We start from the raw sequence: 19749 nt of genomic DNA, 5'->3' as shown, positions 1-19749 counted from the left end.
TCTATACTTAAAACACTTTACTCTTTGGATAGATGCCCAACAGGAATGTGGTATGAGCAAACGGATTTTAGTCATCGAGCCCAGTCAGTCTATTGCCCGCCTTTATCAAAGTCAGCTTGAATATATCGGTTTTCACACACGGGTTTCTCACAACCTCAATAGCGGTTTGCAGGCATTGCAAGAAGAGCTGCCAGAACTGATTGTGTGTTCACTGGAGCTGGAGGATGGTACAGGTATCCAGCTGTGTGAAAAGTTGAAGCGTTCAGCCCGAACCGTCTTGGTCCCCGTGATATTGCTGTCCAGCCAGACTTCGGATGCCTTGAGCGATGATGCTTTTAGCGCCGGTGCTACGGACTTTATCAACAAAACCAGCAGTCTCGATTTTATTTTGGAACGTATAAAGTCGGCACTGTTTCACCACTGCACTATTCCCTTCGATTCGCGTCACGATACATCCAGCTTTACCATCCTGATTGCGGAAGATTCTCCGTCACAACAGATGCTCTACCAGGAGTTGATTGAACCTCTGGGTTACCGCCTGATTCAGTGTCGGGATGGCGCCGAGGCCTGGGACACGATTTTATTTGAGCGTGATCGCATAGACCTGATCGTCTCCGATTTACATATGCCGCGTATTAATGGCGAAGAGCTTTGTCACCTTATTCGTTCTAATGCCGCGTTAGATCACATACCGATTATTGTGGTCACCGCCATTAGCGAAAAGGAAACCCTTATGCGTTTACTGCAACGCGGTGTTACGGATTATCTCTGCAAGCCATTCTGTAGCGAGGAGTTTGTAGCCCGCCTGCGTGTACACCTGCGCAACCGCTTACTGTTTAAAGAGCAGCAGTATTTACAAACTGAGTTAACCAGTATTAATCAAAACCTGGAGCAGCTGGTGCGTCAGCGCACAGAAGAACTGCAGGAAGCCAATATCACCACCATCTATAAATTGGCGTTGGCTTGTGATTACAAGGACCAGGATACGGCCTTCCATATCAATCGTGTGCGCCACTATATGGAAGACCTGGCACTGGCCTGTGGTGTGGCGCCGGATTTGGCCTACGAAATGGGCTACTCCAGCATGATGCACGATATTGGCAAGATTGCGATTCCCGATTACATCCTTAATAAATCCGGGCGTTTAACCGCCGATGAATGGGAGATTATGCAAACCCACACGCTTAAAGGGGCAGAGATACTTGGTGACAAGCCTTTCTTTAAGATCGCGCGAGATATAGCGCTTTATCATCACGAAAAATTTGATGGCAGCGGTTATCCCCATGGGTTGGGTGGTGAGGATATTCCCCTTGCGGCGCGTCTGATTGCGGTTGTGGATATCTTTGATGCACTCACCTCTGTGCGCAGTTACAAAAATGCCTGGGAGATCCAGGCGGCGTTGGATGAGATACGTGATCTGTCGGGTAAACACCTGGATCCCGAGCTGGTCAGTCAATTTATCACACTGCAGGAGTCGGGAGCTTTTGATTATATTCGCGAGCGCTACCCGGTTGATCGATGTTTGGGGCTGCAGGAGGGGATGCGGCTTTGCTAGCGGGCACTGCTGTTAGGTGGCAATAAGACAAATGACTGGGCAAATTGGCTCATTCATCAACTATATGCCTGGTTTGGCATATCATGACCTATAGCCAGCAGGGGGGATGGTTTAGAATCGACGGGTTTAGACCAAGGTCTAATGTTGGGTAAGATAACGAAACACGACAATAAGGCTATACGATTAGCCAATAATTTTGATCAAAAATTAATCCACCGCGTTACCTATCAAGGTGGTTACAAGTCATTAGGGAGTTAGCCATGTCCGAATTTCCGGTCCACCCGGTGCCAGCAGAATTTGCTGCCAATGCCCATATTACCCGTGAAAAGTACGATGCCATGTACCAGCGCTCAATCAGTGAGCCGGAAGCCTTTTGGGCCGAGCAAGCCAACGAGTTCCTCGATTGGCAAAAGCCGTTTACCCAGGTTAAAAGCTTCGATTTTCATAAGGGTACCGCCGAATGGTTCGCCGATGGCACCTTGAATGTCAGTGTTAACTGTATCGATCGCCACCTACCTGCGCGCGCCGATCAAACCGCCATCATCTGGGAAGGTGATGATCCGAACGACGACAAGAAGATTACCTACAGCCAGCTGTCCAGCGAAGTGAACAAACTGGCCAATGTGTTGAAAGCCCGCGGTGTGAAAAAAGGCGATCGTGTCTGTATCTATATGCCGATGATCGTTGAAGCCACCTACGCCATGTTGGCCTGTACCCGTATCGGTGCCGTGCACTCCATTGTCTTCGGTGGCTTCTCCCCGGAGGCCCTGAAAGACCGTATTTTGGACTCTGACTGCCAAACCCTGATCACCGCTGATGAAGGTGTGCGTGGCGGTAAGTCTGTTCCACTGAAAGTGAATGCCGACAAAGCCCTGGCGAGCTGTCCGAATGTACATACCTGTCTGGTAGTTGAGCGTACCGGTGGTGACATCGCCTGGACCGAAGGTCGCGATGTTTGGTACCACGAAGCCGTAGCCGATGTGAGTGAGCAGTGTGAGCCAGAAGAAATGGCCGCCGAAGATCCCATGTTTATTCTCTACACCTCCGGCTCTACCGGTAAGCCAAAGGGTGTATTACACACCACCGCTGGTTACCTACTGCAGGCGGCCATGACCCACAAATACACCTTCGACTACCAGGAAGGTGATGTGTACTGGTGTACCGCCGATGTGGGCTGGGTGACTGGTCACAGCTATATTGTTTATGGCCCATTGGCCAATGGTGCAATCACCTTGATGTTCGAAGGTGTACCCACTTACCCAACCGCCTCTCGCTGCTGGGATGTGGTCGACAAGCACCAGGTGAATACCTTCTACACTGCACCTACTGCCATTCGTGCATTAATGGGCGCCGGTGATGAGTTGGTGACCAACACCTCGCGTAAATCCCTGAAACTGCTGGGTACCGTGGGTGAGCCAATTAACCCGGAAGCCTGGGAATGGTACTACCGCGTAGTGGGCGACAGCCGCTGCCCGATTGTAGATACCTGGTGGCAGACCGAAACCGGTGCCCATATGCTGACCCCGCTGCCGGGTGCGACTGACCTGAAGCCCGGTTCAGCAACCCTGCCGTTCTTCGGTGTAGAGCCGGTGATTCTGGATGCCGAAGGCAAGGAAGTGGAAGGTGCCTGTGAAGGTAGCCTGGCGATTAAGTCGTCCTGGCCCAGCCAGATCCGTTCTGTATACGGTGACCACCAGCGCTGTGTGGATACTTACTATTCCACCTACCCAGGCTACTACTTCACCGGTGACGGTGCCCGTCGTGATGAAGACGGTTACTACTGGATTACCGGCCGTGTAGATGACGTACTGAACGTATCGGGCCACCGTATGGGTACCGCTGAAGTTGAAAGTGCACTGGTGCTGCACGCCGATATCGCCGAAGCCGCTGTAGTAGGTTATCCACACGACATCAAAGGTCAGGGCATTTACTGCTATGTAACGCCAATGGCCGGTGTTGAACCGACCGATGAGCTGAAGAAGGCCCTGGTTGCCCTGTGTGTGCAAGAGATTGGCCCCATCGCCAAGCCAGACCTGATTCAGTGGGCTCCAGGCCTGCCGAAGACCCGCTCCGGCAAGATCATGCGCCGCATCCTGCGTAAAGTGGCTGCCAACGAGCTGGAAAACCTGGGTGATACCTCCACCCTGGCCGATCCATCGGTAGTCGATCAACTGATCGAAAATCGCCTCAACCGCTAAGCCATAGCGGCGCGAAGGCGGGGTCTGACCCTACGGGTCAGACCCCATTTCTTTAGTACAGATCTCGCCTATAACTGACCGACGCTTGTCGCCCACTCACTAGACTCTCCCTCCCGTCATGGCATACTGGCGCCTCAATGATTAGGCCCCGTAGTGATGGATATTACCTCCACAGACTTGTTCAATATTGCCGGTTGGTTAGCGGTTGCCGTGTTTGCTGTATCCGGCGCTCTGGCGGCCGCTGAAAAGCAGCTGGATGTCCTCGGCTTTGTCTTATTCGGTACCGTGACCGGTATTGGGGGCGGTACCGTACGTGATTTAATTCTGGGGGTGGAAGTCTTCTGGGTGGCTAACCCGATTGATCTGAAGATCTGTATTGCCTCGGCCATCATTACCTATTTTGCCGCACCGCACTTTATCGCCCGCCAGCGTTGGTTGCTGTGGATGGATGCCATGGGCTTGGCACTGTTCAGTGTGTTGGGTACCGCCAAGGCGGTGAGTGTGGGCGTAGACCCGGTAGTTGCCTGTACTATGGGCATGATTACACCGTCATTTGGTTCGGTGATTCGCGATATTCTACTCGATCGTCAGCCGCTGTTATTACAGCCCGAAATTTATGTCACAGCGGCCATGGTGGGCGCTGTAAGTTACCTTGTGTTGAACCTGTTGGCCCTGCCGCAGTTAGTGGTATTACTGACTGCGATTGCCTTGGCCTTTATCTTGCGAGCCTTGGCAATCATTTATGATCTGCGCTTGCCCAAATTTAATAGATGAGCGTGTGAAAGCTGGCTCTCTACTCGGTTATAGAAGTTATGTCTGTAAATATTGATGCCTGCTGGGATATCCCCAACCCCTTTACCGTAAGCAAAACCGTTGCTGCGGAACATATCGATGGTCTAAACCATGTCAACAATGCGTATTATGTTATGTGGTGTCAGGATGCTGGCTGGGGGCACTCGGAGCACCTGGGTTTGGATCTGAATAGCTACCGCGAGCTTAATCGCGCTATGGCGATTCGTCGCAGTGAGTACGACTATATTCTGTCGGCCTATGAGGGCGATGAGATCATTGTCGGCACCTGGTTAACCGGCAATGATAGCCGTTTGATGATGGAGCGTCGCTTCCAGATTATCCGTGTCAGTGACGGTGCAACATTGTTACGCGGGCGTTGGGATTTGGTATGCATTGATATGGAATCCGGTAAACCCAAACGCATGCCGCCGCCGTTTAAGGATATCTATGGTGCTGCTGTGGTCGAAATAACAGATAGTTCAGAAGCTTAGTCAGGTTTAGGTATTTGTTAGGTGGCAGTGTGAGCGATAAGAGCGACGAAGATCTGTTCAAACAAATGATGGGGGATGTAACCCCCATTCAAGTTGAAAAGCGTGTGGCCTTAAAAAGTGATAAGGCTAACACTGAGACGTTGCGTGAGCGACGTAAAGCTGCAGAGCAGGAAGAGCTTTCAGAATCCAATGAATTATCTGGCGAGTTTATTGAACCGGTGGACCCGTTGGATGAACTGGCGTTTCAGCGTCCCGGTGTACAGCACGGGGTTTATAAGAAATTACGCTTGGGCAAGTACGCGGTTGAGGCTCGGTTGGATTTGCACCGCCATACCGTCGAGCAGGCGCGGGTAGCTTTGGATCAGTTTATTAAAGATTGTATTGCCAACGATATTCGCTGTGCCTTGGTGACTCATGGCAAGGGACAGGATCGTCGTCCACAGCCTGCGTTATTAAAAAGCTGTGTGGCCCATTGGTTGCCGCAGTTAAAAGATGTGATGGCTTTTCATTCGGCGCAAAAACACCATGGGGGTGTTGGGGCGACTTATGTGATGTTACGGAAGAGTGATCGTAAGCGGCAGGATAACTTAGAAAGACATCAGAAGAGGCATTAGTTCTTAATTAGTCTGTGGCGCTTGCGACGCATTATTGCCTTTCAGGGCACGCTGTTCGCCATCCATGGCCGCTCTGCGTCGGCGTCCTGCCTCCGAAGGCCCTGAAAGGCAATAATGCATCACAAGCTTAAGTTCAGTTTGAGTGTTCTTTTCGAAAGGTTATTCCGTTGTCATTCCATCTTCACTAGCCAATTGGCCAAGTTGCCGAACTTGAATAGCATCACTACCAGCACGGCTTAAAATATCCGACAGCACTACAACCTTATCGTTTTCATCAAAGTCATCGCGAGCAATCAGCATATTAAATGCCGTAGCGAGGGTTTTCTCGGCATCGCTGGAGAAGTTGATTTTAAAGTTGAGTAGATTGTGGTTCATCGATAACTGTCGACGTGTACGACCGTCATTGGTGAATGCCAAAACCGGTGCGTGTGGACGACAGTTGGTTAAGTAATTGGCCATTAAACCACGGCGGGTGATGACGACAATGCCTCGGGCATCGAGCGAGTCGGCTAGATGGGCGGCAGCGGCGGCAATATGTTGCTTGTCGTTATCCATAATCAGGTTTTTGGAAAACTGTAAGCCCGGATTGCGCTCGGAGGTACAGGAAATATCGTTGAGGTATTCCACACACTTGATGGGGTATTTACCTACGGTGGTTTCACCGGATAGCATGATGGCATCGGCGCCTTCATAAACGGCGTTGGCCACGTCAGTCACTTCGGCGCGAGTGGGCATGGGGTTTTCGATCATGCTCTCTAACAAGTGGGTGGCGACGATAACGCGTTTACCCATTTCGTTGCACAGGCGTACGATCTTGCGCTGAATATTCGGCAGGTCTTGTGCGTGAACTTCTACGCCCAGGTCGCCACGGGCAACCATCACACCGTCGGCTTCGCTGATGATGTCTTCAATGTTGCGCACGCCTTCCTGGTCTTCAATTTTGGCAACCACTTTTATCTTGCTGGCTTTATCGCCCAGCAGTTCCCGCAATTGACGAATATCATTGGCTTCGCGCACGAACGACAGGGCAATAAAGTCAACTTCCTGTTCAACGGCGAAGGCAATGTCTTGTTTGTCTTTTTCGGTAATCGCAGGCAGGTTTACGCGAATGCCTGGCAGGTTCACGTGGCGTTTACTTTTCAGTACGCCGCCATCAATCACCCGGCAGCGCATATTCAGTTCTTCTTTACTGAGTACTTCCAGGTTGATAAGACCGTTGTCTACGGTAATACGATCGCCAATGTTCACATCCTGTATAAGGTCATCGTAATTGATGGGGATGGAGGTTTCTTCGACGTTTGCTGCGCCACGGGCGACGATCGAAATAACATCGCCATCTTTTAGGTTGAGGTCCGTTTGCAGGTTGCCGGTGCGAATCTCAGGCCCCTGGGTATCCAGCAGGATGGGAATCGGGTGGGCGACTTTTTTGTTGAGGGTGCGTATGGCTTTAATCACGTTGGCGTGAGACGCGTGATCGCCGTGGGACATATTCAGGCGCACGACATTCATGCCGGCATCGTAGAGTTTTTCCAGCATTTCCAGCGAATCAGTTGCTGGGCCAATGGTGCAGATAATTTTTGTTTTACGCATAGTCCTCGTTCCAACCTGGCTTAGGCCGCCATTAATTCATCGATAATGGCAGCTTAAGTCAGCGCTAGCTTAAGAACAAGTTATTGTTGGCACCAGTTGGCCAGAGTGTCTACCCACGCTGGGTGGCTGTTGAGGCAGGGGATCAGTTCCAGCGATTCCCCGCCAGCGGCAATAAATTCTTCCTTGCCTGCAATTTCGATCTCTTCGAGGGTTTCCAGGCAGTCGGTTACAAAAGCTGGGCAGAGAACCAACACCCGTTTGACCCCTTTAATCGCAAGGTTTTCCAGGGTATCACTGGTGCTGGGCTCTAACCATTTTGCGCGTCCCAGGCGGGATTGAAAGGCGATGGAGTATTTTTCGGCGGGGATACCTGCTTTTTCCACAAACAGTTGAGTGGTGCGCAGTACTTGGTGACGATAGCAAGTTGCGTGTGCCTCGGAAGGTTTATCGCAGCAATCGGTAGATTGCAGGCAGTGCTTTCCGGTTGGATCCGCCTTGGTGAGATGCAGTTCTGGCAAACCGTGGTAGCTAAAGACCACATGGTCGTAATCGTGGCTGAGCTTTTCCTGGGTGCTGTCGACCAGGGCCTGAATATAATCCGGTTGTTGATAAAAAGGCGGCAGTACATTCAGTTTGATATTGAGTTGGTGTTTGGCCACGACGCGCTTGGCTTCTTCCACCGAGGTCGTAACCGTACTGTCGGCATAGTGTGGATACAGCGGGATGAACAGTACTTCTTCAATATCTTTTTGCTGTGCCAGTACGAGCAGTTGGCTCTCAATGCTGGGATTGCCATAACGCATGGCCAGGCCTACCGGCATATCCAGGCGTTGCTGCAGTAGCTTTTGCAGTTCTACAGAGAGCGTGATCAGTGGCGAGCCGTCCTCGGTCCAGATACTGGCGTAGGCTTCCGCGGAATCTTTTGGTCGCTTGGGCAAGACAAACAGGCTGACAATCAGGCGCCTTAGTAGCCAGGGCAGCTGGATAACGTAGGGGTCCATCAGAAACTGATTGAGGTATTCGCGCACCGGTTGTTCTTCAGGGGCGTCAGGGGATCCCAGGTTTGCCAGTAATACGGCCCGTTTAGACATAAATAGCAGCCTTTCTTGACGATTGCTTAATCAGTGATCACTTTCGCCGGGTTATACGTAGCGGCTGTGATTTTGGATTGCACTTTATCATAAAGAAGAGATAAAAACGCATGGCCTACCTTCAGGTGCAGGTAGGCCATGTTTGCGGGGGAGCATTAGCCTTTGTTTGGCCTTTTGCTCAAGGTGTAAGTTAGTTGATAGAGGGCCGGTAATACGACCAGCGTTAGTAGGGTCGAAGAGATAATACCGCCAATCACCACGGTGGCCAGTGGGCGTTGCACCTCTGCACCGGTGCCGGTATTAAACGCCATAGGCACGAAGCCCAGGCTGGCCACCAGGGCCGTCATCATAACCGGACGCAGGCGTTGACTGGCGCCATCGCGAATAGCATCGAGTAAAGATGCACCTTTTTGTCGCAGTTCCCTGATAAAGCTCAGCATCACGACACCATTCAAAACGGCTACCCCCGACAGGGCGATAAAGCCGATGGCGGCAGAAATAGACAGTGGCATATCCCGTAAACTTAACGCGAGTACACCGCCGGTTAATGCCAGGGGCACACCGGTAAAGATAATCAGTGCATCGCGCAACGAATTAAAGGTGCTATAAAGCAAGCCGAGAATCAGTAACAGGGTTAAAGGTACAACAATACTGAGGCGTTGGCTGGCGGACTGCAGTTGCTCAAAGGTGCCGCCATATTCAATCCAGTAACCATCTGGCAAATCCAGTTGCTCGCGCATCATTTGCTGGGTGTCGATAATAAAGGAACCCAGATCGCGGTTTTCCACATTGGCAGTGACCACGATATTGCGTTTGCCATCCTGGCGATTGATTTGATTCGGGCCCTCGGTTTCGACAATATCGGCGATTTCACCTAAAGGCACATAGCTGAGATCCGGGTTGGCATCAACAGGCAGGGCTATGGGTAATTGTGCCAGGGCTTGTGGATCGTGGCGGATGCTTTCATCCATACGCACCAAAAGCTTAAAGCGACGATCGCCTTCATAAATAATACCGGTTTCTATACCGCTGACAGCAGCTTGTACGGCATCCTGTACATCGGCGATGGTTAAACCCAGTAGTGCCAAATGATCCCGCTGAGGTTCTACGGAGATCATCGGCAGACCTTTCATCTGTTCAACACGAACATCCCGTGCCCCATCAATGGTGGCGAGCAAGTCGTTGGCCTGGTCACCGACTTGCGCAAGCGTATCGAGATCATCGCCATAGATACGCACGGCAACATCGGAGCGCACACCGGCAATTAGTTCATTAAAACGCATTTCGATGGGTTGGGTTAATTCGTAATTGTTACCAGGTACGGCTAACACAACCTCGCGAATTTCATCGACCAGTTGTGTTTTGCTTTTGTCCGGATTTGGCCACTGATCGCGTGGCTTTAGCATCAGAAACGTATCGGCAACATTGGGTGGCATAGGATCGGTGGCAATTTCGGGCGTACCGATTTTGGCAAACACCACAGCGACTTCTGGAATCTCACCGATGGCCTGCTCCAGTTGGCGTTGCATATCCACCGATTGCTGCAGGCCTGTTCCGGGAATACGCAGTGCGTGTAAGGCGACATCGTGTTCATCCAGCTGGGGTAAAAACTCAGTGCCCATGCGGCTGGCTTGCCAGCCACTGAGCAGTACCAGAAGGGTTGCGATGCTCAGCAATATATAGGGACGTTTCAGTGACAGGTTTAGTAGCGGCTGGTAAGCCTGGCGAGCTTTCCGCATCAAGGCGTTTTCATGCTCGCCGACTTTACCGCGTACCAAAATGGCGACGGCTGCCGGCACAAAGGTAACCGAGAAGATCAAAGCACCTAGTAAAGCGGCGACAACGGTAAAGGCCATCGGGTGGAACATTTTGCCTTCCACGCCGCTGAGGGCAAAGATTGGCAGGTACACCAGCATAATAATCATGACACCAAAAACGGCTGGTCTGAAGACTTCACGGGTACTGATGATGACTTCCTGTAAGCGTTCTTCCAGGCTTAGCAGGCGTCCCAAACGTTGTTGAGCCAGCCCCAAGCGACGTAGGGCGTTTTCCACCACGATGACGGCACCATCGACAATCAAACCAAAATCAATGGCACCCAGGCTCATCAGATTACCCGATACACGGTTAGTGCTCATGCCAGTAATGGCAAACAGCATACTGAGTGGAATAACCAGTGCCGTAATCAAGGCCGCACGCATATTACCTAACAGCGCAAACAACACCACAATCACCAGAATGGCGCCTTCAAACAGATTGGTTTGTACGGTGTTAATGGTTTTATCCACCAGAGTGGTACGGTTGTAGATGGGCTCGGCAACAATACCTTCTGGCAAGTTGGTATTAATGGTTTGCAGTTTGGCGGCGACGGCTTCAGACACTGTACGACTGTTCTCACCTAACAACATAAAGGCGGTACCCAGTACGGTTTCTTCACCATTGAGCGTCGCGGCACCGGTACGCAGTTCCTTACCAAAGCGAACAATGGCAACATCTTTAATGCGTACCGGCGCATCGTCGCGTTTGGTAATAACCAGTTGCGCGATATCATCCAGGTTTGTCAGTTGTCCCGGGGAGCGAATCAGCCACTGCTCGCCATTACGCTCGATGTAACCGGCACCAACATTTTGATTGTTGGTTTCCAGGGCGCTAACGACATCGGCCAGAGTGATTTTATAAGCCAGTAATTTTCCCGGATTGGGAACAACCTCGTATTCACGGGCATAACCACCGACGCTGTTAATTTCGGTAATGCCGGGAACCTTGACCAATTGCGGGCGAATAATCCAATCCTGAATGGTACGTAAATCTTCCAGGCTGTAGGGAGTACCTTCAGCGGTAACGGCACCCTCTTGAGCCCTGACCGCGTAGGTAAAGATTTCCCCCAGACCACTGGCGATAGGACCAAGGGCGGGTTTAATGCCGGGAGGTAACTGCGAGCTAACCCCTTGCAAGCGCTCACTAATTTGCTGGCGCGCCCAGTAGATATCCGTACCTTCTTTAAAGATAACGGTGACCTGGGATAAGCCATAGCGAGACAGTGAGCGGGTGTAGTCCAGCTGTGGAATGCCGGCCATGGCATTTTCTACCAGGTAGGTAATGCGTTGTTCGGCTTCCAGTGGTGAATAGCCGGCGGCCTCGGTATTAACTTGTACCTGAACATTGGTGATATCCGGTACCGCATCGATAGGTAGTTTGCTGGTGTGGTAAAAACCCAGCGCGGCAATCAGCATGGTGATACCGACAACCAACCAGCGCCTGTGCACAGCAAAGGCGATTAATGTGTTCATCATAAATTACCTGTGTTGTGTTAGTGGTCGTGGCTTGCACCGTCTTTTAAGATATCAGCCTTCAAGATAAAGCTGTTTTTTGTTACGTACTCGGTACCGGGTTTTAAGCCGCCAAGTACCTCCACATAGTCACCATCACTTTCGCCTAGCTCCAGCATCCTTACCTCAAAGGTGTTGTCGTATTGTGCAAACACCACGGTAAAGTCACGAAAGTTTTGCAGCGCCTGTTTTTTAACGGCCAGGGGAACGGTTTTAGTGCCGGTTTGAATGTGTGCTTTCACATGCATACCCGGACGCCAGTGGCCGTCGGGGTTGGTTATAGTGGTGCGGGCGCGAGCGATATGGCCACCGGTCATTTGCGGTGCGATATAGGTTACCTTGCCATTGGCTTGCTCGTGTTGATGCAAATCGGAAACGATAACGTCCTGACCCAGAGCCAGCTTTTCGATACTTTCCGGAAAGGCCGACATTTCAACCCACACCGAAGATAAATCGGTGATTTCCAACAAGGCTTGATTCAGGGCGCGAGCGCCATTACTGATATGGCGTTCGGTGACTTCGCCATCGGTCGGACTGCTAATGGTATAGCGTTGCAGGGTGTCGGTATTGCGCAGGGTGACCAGTGTTTGTCCACGCTTAACCTGGTCTCCGGTATTCACATGTACCTTTTCCACAATACCGGGGTAGGGGGCGTTAATCTGATAGATATTATCTTCAGGAATGCCAATTACACCAAACAGGGTATCGGAGAACGTCAGGGTTTGTGATTGCGCGCTTTCGGTTTCGATACCGGACAGTGCTATCTGGCGATCACTGATCGTGGTGCGCCCTTCATGGCTTTCGTATTCTGCTTCGGAGTGATGGTGATCGAATGTAGAGCTGACGGATACATCAAACGAATGAGGCTCGGTTACCACCTGTTCGCTAACGAGAAAATTGTTTTCCGGGCGAAAGCTAAGTAGGTCCTTGCTGCCGTCTAAACGGTTTAGGGTTACCTGTACATTCACTTCTTTGGGATCAATTTGTTCGCCTTGATGGTAGGCAAACAGACGCATTTCCGGTGGTGTGCCATTTTCAAATATGGTGACTTCAATGGCAAAGTCATCATCGGTTAATAATTTACCGCCATTAGGGCCTTCCGCTTCACTGTGTTCTTTATCGTGCTGATGCTCGTCATGGTGATCGCCATCGTGATCGCTATTGTGATCACTAAGGGCGTACACATGGACAGGCAGTGCGGCTGAGGCCAGCAGTAGTGCGGGTAATAGTAGTTTCTGTAAGTTGTTCATTATCTGTCTCCTTAAGCCTTTGTGTTCAGGGCCTGGCCGGTCAGGCGTTCCAGTTCCAATAGCTGTAGAAAGGCTTGGGTATGCAGTTCAATATTCTGGCGTTTAAGGGCAAAGAGTTCGGCTTGGGCGTCGGCCCATTGCAGTACGGAATAACGTCCTTGTTGATAACCCTTTTGTGTCGCACTGAGTAGCTGCTGCGCTTTGGGCAGTAGTTGAGACTGCAAGGTATCGATTTGCAGTAGCGAGCTTTGCAGTTGTTGTCTGATTTGATTGAGGCTGAGCTGCAATTGACGTTGAAGTAATTCGCTGCGTTGCTGGCTCCATTGCCGCTGTGCCTGTGCTGCGGCAATACGCCCCCGATTGGGATTGCTAAAGGCCAGAGGCATAGCGGCGCTGAATACCAGGGCTTGATCGTTGCTGCTTTCTAACTGGCGTATGCCTAGGCCAACGGAGACATCAGTTTTACCATTGGCCTGCGCCAACTGAAGACGAGCATCGGCCAGCCGTTGTAACGCAGTTTGTTGCATATACGCGGGAGAAGCCTGTAAGGCACTGAGTAGGTGCTCTTGCTCGGGCGCGTTGGGTGCGTGTAACAAATTGCCTGTGGCATTAGCAAAGTCTGCCTCTGCTAACCACATGGCGGTGAGATTGGATTTGGCCTGTTGCCATTGAAGCTGCAGTTGTTGTTGACGCGCTTGAGACTGCGCCAGACGCAACGCCATTTTCGCAGCATCGGCCTTGCCGACGGCACCGGCTTTTACCCGATGTTCAATCACGCTCAGAGCGTTTTTTTCACGCTCTATCCGTTCAGTCAGACTTGTCTGTAAGGCTTGCAGGCGCAGTACCTGATAATAACGCCGGCTGGTTTCTGCCAGGGTATCGAGTCGCGTCAGTTCGTACTCATTCTGCAGCTGTCGTTCTTTGGCGCTGGCGAGTGCAACACGTTTCTGGCGTTTTTGGCCTAACTCAATGACTTGGCTAAGGCTTAAGGTGTAGCTGGCTTCATCGCTACCACTGTAGTCACCACTACCGGCCAGGTTTTCAGCTTCCAGTGAAAGTGTTGGTGTTGGCCGCAAACTGGCTTGCAGGCGTTCAGCCTCGGCCCCTCGAATCAAATAGGGATAGGCCTGCAGGGCAGGGTTGTATTGCAGGGTTTGCTGCAAGGCCTGTTGCAAGCTAATGGTTGCTTCGGCATTGGCTAACGCACTGGTGCCATATGGCAGGCACAATAGCAGCCAGCCCAGGGTGGCTGCCCGGAAAATCGGTTTCATATCTTACTCCGACATAAGAGTATGCATCGCTGGTACAACGGGCACGCACAGGTGAGCCGGCTGTTATAACCAGTTATTAATCAACAAAAAGTATGCGTTTGTCGGAGTTAAGCTGTAGGAGGAGGTAGTGGCGGACGATGGGCCAGACTGAAGTAGCTGGTATGCCAGTATTGAGGTTGTTGCTGGCGGCTGGGTCCAATATGGGGGAGGCTGTTATCCAGTGGCAGCATATGGAAACACAGATGCACATGGGCATCTTTATGTTCATGATCAGCCTGAGATTCGTCGTGATGATCGTGCTCTGTATCGATATGGATATGCGCTATATCATGACCAATTTCGTGAGATGAGAGATCGCCGTGATGTTCATCCATAGCGGCGCTAGCTAGCACAGCATTGCCGATGCAGCTGACGATAAATAGCGTAAGGATCAATACGGATTTCATTGGTGCGATAGATTGTATCTATTACATTGGCTGACAAGACCATCATGATACGGCAGTTGGGTAAGAAAGAAAATAGATGTTATCTGTCTTAACAGTTTCTAAACAGTTAGAGGGACTCAGTTAGGATGTTAATCTCGCTACTATCTGCGGTGTTTGGATCGTAAGTGATGGTGCCGATCATATCTTCGAGTGTTTTTCCCCTTGAATGAATATGTCTACTCTCATGCTCTTCTATATAATCTGTGAATTGTGTTGTGTACTTAGTAAAGCTCCTATCAAGCTCTTCTGCAGTTTTGAACAACCTGTAGGCTTCATTAAACTGGTAAAGGTGCATGTAGGCTCTACCGAACATAAATAGGTCGTATGCGCTGTATCCGTCCAGGAACAATTTGTGGCGATAGGCATTCTTGGCTATATCCCATTTTTCTTCCTTGTCGGCGCAGTAGCCAAGTTTTCCCCACAAATTAGAGCGCCAAGGCCTCATCTCTGTTGCTATCTTGGCATAGGTAATACAGTTTTTGTACGCTCCAATCTGTGCAGCTGCTTTGGCCGCGGCCCAATAAATATCGGAGTGCTGGGTGCCATTATCTATTCTTTCTTCTGCCAAGATTAATGCGGCGGTATAAGATTTGTTTTCCATTTCGACGCGTAAAAGATCAAAGATTATCGCATCCTGTAAAAAGTCTGAGCCTGCTTTGTTGATATTGGGAGCATGTTTAGGGATTTCATTATGAATAATGAAAACCATCTCGTGGTAGCTTCCTCCCCAGCGTGGGTAGGCTGTTCTTAGTAGTGACAGCCAAATAAATGGGGATTGTTTGAGCCTCTCGGGAATTTTTGCAAAATATTCGCTGGCATTACCGTGTTTTGACGATCCTCTGATGAGTAGCAATTTATCTGCGTGTGCTTTGAGGAGTAACGGGTTTAGCTCGATAGCTTTGTTAAGATGAGGTGAGGCTTTTGCTAATAGTTTTTCCATTTCATCAAACTGTTGTTTGGTGGTGTCCTTCGCCCACTTTTCTCCACGCGCTTTTCCCGCTTCCTGGAACCAATGTTGCGCCAGGAAAAGATGAGCATATGCAGAGCTGGGGTTTGCTTTAAGCCAGTCATCAAGCAGCTGTTTTACATTGGCCGTGTCTTGTTTTGGCCATACCGTCTCTATTCCCCAATAGTAGGTTTTTAAGGAAATTTTTCCGTTTAAGTAGTCATCGTTTTGCTGCTCCAAACTTTTGTCTAGTCTGGAGAATTCTCTTGCTTGCAAAAGATCTCGGTGAACAAGGATGGAGCGATCTGTGTTGAACCATATATAGCCGCTAGTAATAACGGCTATTGCTGCAAAGCTAAAAATTAACCACCATTTATCGATGCGCATGGATACTTCTACTTCGGAGAGGTTTGGGGGTTACTCACTGGTGTTGATAGCTTTTAGTATAGTGGTTGGAAATCAAACCGAAAGTTTGCAGGCTTTCGAATTTAATCTTGCTTTACTTCTACCTGGTCGTCATATGAATAAGTGCTCTATATGTCGCATAGTTCTATGCCTGTTCTAATAACTTTGGCAGGGGTTTCGTACAATTATTGGTTATGGATTTATCGCGATCAAGCAAACCGCTGATCCAATCAAACATCACATTATTGGCCAAGGTAGCGTTGCCAATATGGCAGTGATTGCCCGCGTGTTCCTTATTGGTGAATACACGACCAGTAAAGCTGTTTACATTAACCAGGCTTTTGGCCTGCCGGTAAAACTGATCAAGGGGGACCATATGATCTTCCCGGCCAGCCAATAACAAATAATCCTGGGTAACCCGATGGGAAATACTGCGGGTGTTCATCTGTTGCGCCCATTTCAGATAATCAAAGTAGGTTTTACTGCCACTGACTTTGAGGCCGTGATTCATAGCCCAGGCGGAGATGACATCCTGTTTGGCAGCTTTTGCCATCAAGCTATTGAGCGTTGATTTCATATTGAGCTTAAGCAGGGTATTTATGATCCGCATTTTGGGGGCGCCTATGCGGTTGGCCAAACAGTCGTAGAAGTCTTCCATCACATCATCGGCAATGACCCGTTTGATACGTGGCTCAAAGGCTGCGGCACGGGTAGCCAAATAACCACCCAACGAAATGCCCAGTAACGTGCAGGCTTTAATATTAAAATGATCAAGCACAGCAGCTACAGGCAGCTCCCAGTTGTTGGGCATAGGCATATTAAATTCTTGTAGCGGGAAGCCCTGGCCAGGCCCTTCAAAGAAAATAACTTTAAATCCCCATTCTGTTGCTTCAATCAATTGAGGCAGTAATTCTTCAGCGAAGGAATCGAAGCCACCGTGCACAATGAGAATATCTTTCTGCTCACCTTTAGCGGCGACAGTGAGGGCGGGTAAATAGCCATTAAGGTAAGGAATCTGTTCCCGTCGATAAGGAATATGCTGGCAGGCCTTATCAAATAGCGATGTCATTTTGCGGTAGGCGATCTTTTTATCCGGATCACTATCAGCCATAAAGAATTCTGCGGCGCGATAATAATAGGTAGCATGACTAAAACGCTGTTCGCTTTCAGCTTGCTGGGCATAGCGGCTAAAGACGTGTTTCCAGCTTTCGAAATCAGTGATCTGTTGTGCTATCTCGTGTAGTTCTTCCTCTGGCAGGAACGGTAACCAGCGATTAAATTGAAAATTAAAGTGGTCTTCTGCGTGGAAATCCCGATAACCAATAACTTGCCTAAACATATATTGCACCTTGAAATAAACAGAAGTCTAAAAAAGGGGCTCTTTCGAGCCCAAGCGGAATGTGGCAATTCCTGAATTAATGGTGAGAGTTGCCACTGAGAGAATGCAGCTAGGATTTATTTAAGATGGTAGGCTACCGATACACCAAAGGTAAGTGGTGCGCCATAGGTTACACGGGATACATTACCAACGCCGGATGGGCCGCTGACCAAAATTTCTGCCTGGTTACCGAGGTTCTCACCCCAGGCAATTACTTCCCAGGTTTCATCCGCCGATAACCAACCCAAAGAGGCGTTGAAGATATCCTTGCCTGGACGATCCAGGTCGCCAACGTCAGCATCTCGCAAACCGATCACATCACTGCGTGAGCGGTAATCCACGCGCAAGCGCAGGCGATCATCATTGGCCAGGTGATGTTCATAGATGGCACCGATATGGCCACTCCAATCGGGAACCTCTTCCAGTTTTTCCCCACTGAGATCGCCGAGTTCATCGTCCATACGTTTGTCATACTCGGCATCATAGTTGGCATAGCTTCCGACCAGGGTAAAGTTTTCCGTTAACAGCCACATAAAGTCTGCTTCGAAACCGCGGATAGTGGCTTCACCGGCATTCTCAACAATGCTGGTGCCTGACGACAGAAAACCAACGGTTTGAATATCTTCATAGCTGGAATCAAAAATGGCTGCATTTAAGCGCAGACGCCGGTCGAGCAATTCGGATTTAAAGCCCAGTTCCATGCTTAAGACCTTCTCTTCATCGTATGGTGTGGTCAGAGCTTCGAGATTGGCTGGCTCGGGGTTAAAGCCGCCAGACTTGGTGCCGTTGCCAACGGTGAAGTAGATATTGCTGTCTTCGTTAAACTGATGAGTTAATGAAATTTTACCGGTAACGGAAGACCAACTTTCATCGGTGTCACCAACTACAGGCGTGGTTGGATCATCCATAAAATTGGAGGCAAGCAGTGTAGAGACGTTTAAACCTGGAATAAATGAAACGATCTCATGCACAACGTCATAGTCTTTTTTATCATAGCTATAGCGTAATCCGGCGGAAATTGCCGTTTGGTCTGTAATATCGTAGGACAGCTCACCAAACAATCCGTAGCTGTCACCCTGGTTTTGTTGGTTAAAGCGTTGTACCACTTCCATCTCCAACGCGGTAAAGGCGGGATCATTGGTAAAGATTTCACGGGTTTCTTCACGTTCATGATTTTCGTGTAAGTAATACAAGCCTGCTAGCCACTGAATACCTGCATCTTCGAGCAATCCGTTTAGGCGAACTTCTTGAGAATAGGTATAAGCATCGTTAAACGAGTTTTGCACCACGATATCCAGCGGACTGCCAAACAAGTCAACACGTGCCTCGTCTTCACCACTGCGGTAGGTGGTAATCGAGGTGAGATCAAAATGCTCAGTGCTCCAGTTAACAGTCGCCGACAGGCCCCAGATTTCACGGTCATAGAACAGGTTGTCCGAGTTGGACACTTCCCAGGGGTCATCGCTGACTTCGGTAAGGATTAGCGGTGCAAAGGCATCGTCGGCTTGATTGTCACGCAGCTTGCGTGGTGCGGGGTTGTCTTTGTTATCTTTACTCCAGTTACCGCGTAGAATAATTTCTACATCATCACTGGCTTCAAACAGCAGGGTGCCACGTACAGCCTGGGAATCACTGTCATCTACGCTTTTGCCTGTGGTGGCGTCTTCGTTGTAGCCTTCCTGTTGTTGGCTATAGAAGGCTACACGCCCTAATAAATTCTCCGTAAGTGGACCATTGATTACCGCTTCGGTTTCGATTAAATCGTAATTGCCTACGTTGACCTTGGTATAGAATTCATTTTCAGCGGTGGGCAGGCTACTGATTACATGCACAACACCGCCTGCGGCATTACGGCCGTAGGTCGTACCTTGTGGACCACGAAGCACTTCAACACGGGAAATATCAAAGGCCGCAGCGGAATACATAAAATCCCGGGCGATCACTTCTTCATCGATCATCATCAGTACACCGGCACCGCCGGATGCAGATCCATCGCCAGAAGATACACCGCGAATACTCAAACGCTGCTCGCCGGGGAAACTGCTGGCAAAGGTGGCGCCGGGGGTAAATTCAACCATGCCTTGTACATCGTTGATATTGAGGTCCTTGGCAGTTTGGCTGTCGAATACATTTACCGCGACGGGAATGTCCTGCACGCTTTCGGTAATTTTTCGTGCCGTCACTACAACTTCTTCCAGTTGCAAAAGCTCAGCCTCACTGGCTTGAGTTATCAAGGGGGTTGCCATGGCGATCGCCAGCGACAAACTGGTAGGGATCAATGGGGTTTTCATCTTGCTCTTCATGATACTCTCCTGGGAGATTGTTATTATGGTTTTTGGGTACTGCTTAGCGTT

General features: G+C 49.9%; 14 protein-coding genes. 5 read left to right on the top strand and 9 right to left on the bottom strand.

All coding sequences use genetic code 11. The features are described 5' to 3' along the window. Positions 1-52 precede the first annotated feature (52 nt). The 5 genes from ACGHZ6_RS21105 (at position 53) to smrA (ending at position 5650) form a co-directional block, all read left to right on the top strand. Entirely contained in the window at positions 53-1555 is a 1503-nt protein-coding gene (locus tag ACGHZ6_RS21105) for a response regulator (RefSeq protein ID WP_390616030.1), read from the top strand. Between the two features lie 260 nt (positions 1556-1815). Beyond that, a complete protein-coding gene (gene acs, locus ACGHZ6_RS21100; protein ID WP_390616029.1) occupies positions 1816-3753 on the top strand; it encodes an acetate--CoA ligase in 1938 nt (645 codons plus the stop codon). Positions 3754-3909: 156 nt separating this feature from the next. Continuing rightward, on the top strand, positions 3910-4527 hold the full coding sequence (locus ACGHZ6_RS21095) for a trimeric intracellular cation channel family protein (RefSeq protein ID WP_390616028.1): 618 nt from the start codon (positions 3910-3912) through the stop codon (positions 4525-4527). Positions 4528-4565: 38 nt separating this feature from the next. Beyond that, positions 4566-5036, top strand: a complete 471-nt coding sequence (locus ACGHZ6_RS21090; protein WP_390616027.1) for an acyl-CoA thioesterase — start codon at positions 4566-4568, stop codon at positions 5034-5036. A gap of 29 nt (positions 5037-5065) precedes the next feature. Next, positions 5066-5650, top strand: a complete 585-nt coding sequence (gene smrA, locus ACGHZ6_RS21085; protein ID WP_390616026.1) for a DNA endonuclease SmrA — start codon at positions 5066-5068, stop codon at positions 5648-5650. A gap of 159 nt (positions 5651-5809) precedes the next feature. On the opposite strand, the gene pyk is transcribed toward smrA, so the two are convergent. The 9 genes from pyk to ACGHZ6_RS21040 all read right to left on the bottom strand — a co-directional run bounded on the left by pyk (position 5810) and on the right by ACGHZ6_RS21040 (position 19698). After that, a complete protein-coding gene (gene pyk / locus ACGHZ6_RS21080) occupies positions 5810-7240 on the bottom strand; it encodes a pyruvate kinase (RefSeq protein ID WP_390616025.1) in 1431 nt (476 codons plus the stop codon). An 80-nt stretch (positions 7241-7320) separates the two neighbouring features. Then, complete coding sequence (gene hemH, locus ACGHZ6_RS21075) at positions 7321-8331, bottom strand: ferrochelatase (RefSeq protein ID WP_390616024.1); 1011 nt, start codon at positions 8329-8331, stop codon at positions 7321-7323. 155 nt (positions 8332-8486) lie between these two features. After that, a complete protein-coding gene (locus ACGHZ6_RS21070; protein WP_390616023.1) occupies positions 8487-11624 on the bottom strand; it encodes an efflux RND transporter permease subunit in 3138 nt (1045 codons plus the stop codon). Between the two features lie 17 nt (positions 11625-11641). Continuing rightward, positions 11642-12910, bottom strand: coding sequence for an efflux RND transporter periplasmic adaptor subunit (locus tag ACGHZ6_RS21065; protein ID WP_390616022.1), 1269 nt, complete (start codon positions 12908-12910; stop codon positions 11642-11644). Positions 12911-12921: 11 nt separating this feature from the next. Next, complete coding sequence (locus ACGHZ6_RS21060) at positions 12922-14181, bottom strand: TolC family protein (protein WP_390616021.1); 1260 nt, start codon at positions 14179-14181, stop codon at positions 12922-12924. A gap of 107 nt (positions 14182-14288) precedes the next feature. After that, positions 14289-14627 (bottom strand): hypothetical protein, encoded by a 339-nt coding sequence (locus ACGHZ6_RS21055; protein WP_390616020.1) that lies wholly within the window; start codon positions 14625-14627, stop codon positions 14289-14291. Positions 14628-14733: 106 nt separating this feature from the next. Further along, positions 14734-15999, bottom strand: coding sequence for a DUF4034 domain-containing protein (locus tag ACGHZ6_RS21050; RefSeq protein WP_390616019.1), 1266 nt, complete (start codon positions 15997-15999; stop codon positions 14734-14736). 163 nt (positions 16000-16162) lie between these two features. Continuing rightward, positions 16163-17356 (bottom strand): alpha/beta fold hydrolase, encoded by a 1194-nt coding sequence (locus tag ACGHZ6_RS21045; protein WP_390616017.1) that lies wholly within the window; start codon positions 17354-17356, stop codon positions 16163-16165. 116 nt (positions 17357-17472) lie between these two features. Then, positions 17473-19698 (bottom strand): TonB-dependent receptor, encoded by a 2226-nt coding sequence (locus tag ACGHZ6_RS21040; protein ID WP_390616015.1) that lies wholly within the window; start codon positions 19696-19698, stop codon positions 17473-17475. Positions 19699-19749 lie beyond the last annotated feature (51 nt).

The organism is Maricurvus nonylphenolicus (genome assembly GCF_042854845.1).
GTDB classification, from domain to species: Bacteria; Pseudomonadota; Gammaproteobacteria; order Pseudomonadales; family Cellvibrionaceae; genus Maricurvus; species Maricurvus nonylphenolicus.
This window is presented reverse-complemented; position numbering and strand designations above follow the sequence as displayed.

Coding starts and splice junctions, on each gene's coding strand:
- ACGHZ6_RS21105 (WP_390616030.1), top strand. CDS start 53: ATGAGCAAACGGATTTTAGTCATCGAGCCCAGTCAGTCTATTGCCCGC.
- acs (WP_390616029.1), top strand. CDS start 1,816: ATGTCCGAATTTCCGGTCCACCCGGTGCCAGCAGAATTTGCTGCCAAT.
- ACGHZ6_RS21095 (WP_390616028.1), top strand. CDS start 3,910: ATGGATATTACCTCCACAGACTTGTTCAATATTGCCGGTTGGTTAGCG.
- ACGHZ6_RS21090 (WP_390616027.1), top strand. CDS start 4,566: ATGTCTGTAAATATTGATGCCTGCTGGGATATCCCCAACCCCTTTACC.
- pyk (WP_390616025.1), bottom strand. CDS start 7,240: ATGCGTAAAACAAAAATTATCTGCACCATTGGCCCAGCAACTGATTCG.
- hemH (WP_390616024.1), bottom strand. CDS start 8,331: ATGTCTAAACGGGCCGTATTACTGGCAAACCTGGGATCCCCTGACGCC.
- ACGHZ6_RS21070 (WP_390616023.1), bottom strand. CDS start 11,624: ATGATGAACACATTAATCGCCTTTGCTGTGCACAGGCGCTGGTTGGTT.
- ACGHZ6_RS21065 (WP_390616022.1), bottom strand. CDS start 12,910: ATGAACAACTTACAGAAACTACTATTACCCGCACTACTGCTGGCCTCA.
- ACGHZ6_RS21060 (WP_390616021.1), bottom strand. CDS start 14,181: ATGAAACCGATTTTCCGGGCAGCCACCCTGGGCTGGCTGCTATTGTGC.
- ACGHZ6_RS21055 (WP_390616020.1), bottom strand. CDS start 14,627: ATGAAATCCGTATTGATCCTTACGCTATTTATCGTCAGCTGCATCGGC.
- ACGHZ6_RS21050 (WP_390616019.1), bottom strand. CDS start 15,999: ATGCGCATCGATAAATGGTGGTTAATTTTTAGCTTTGCAGCAATAGCC.
- ACGHZ6_RS21045 (WP_390616017.1), bottom strand. CDS start 17,356: ATGTTTAGGCAAGTTATTGGTTATCGGGATTTCCACGCAGAAGACCAC.
- ACGHZ6_RS21040 (WP_390616015.1), bottom strand. CDS start 19,698: ATGAAGAGCAAGATGAAAACCCCATTGATCCCTACCAGTTTGTCGCTG.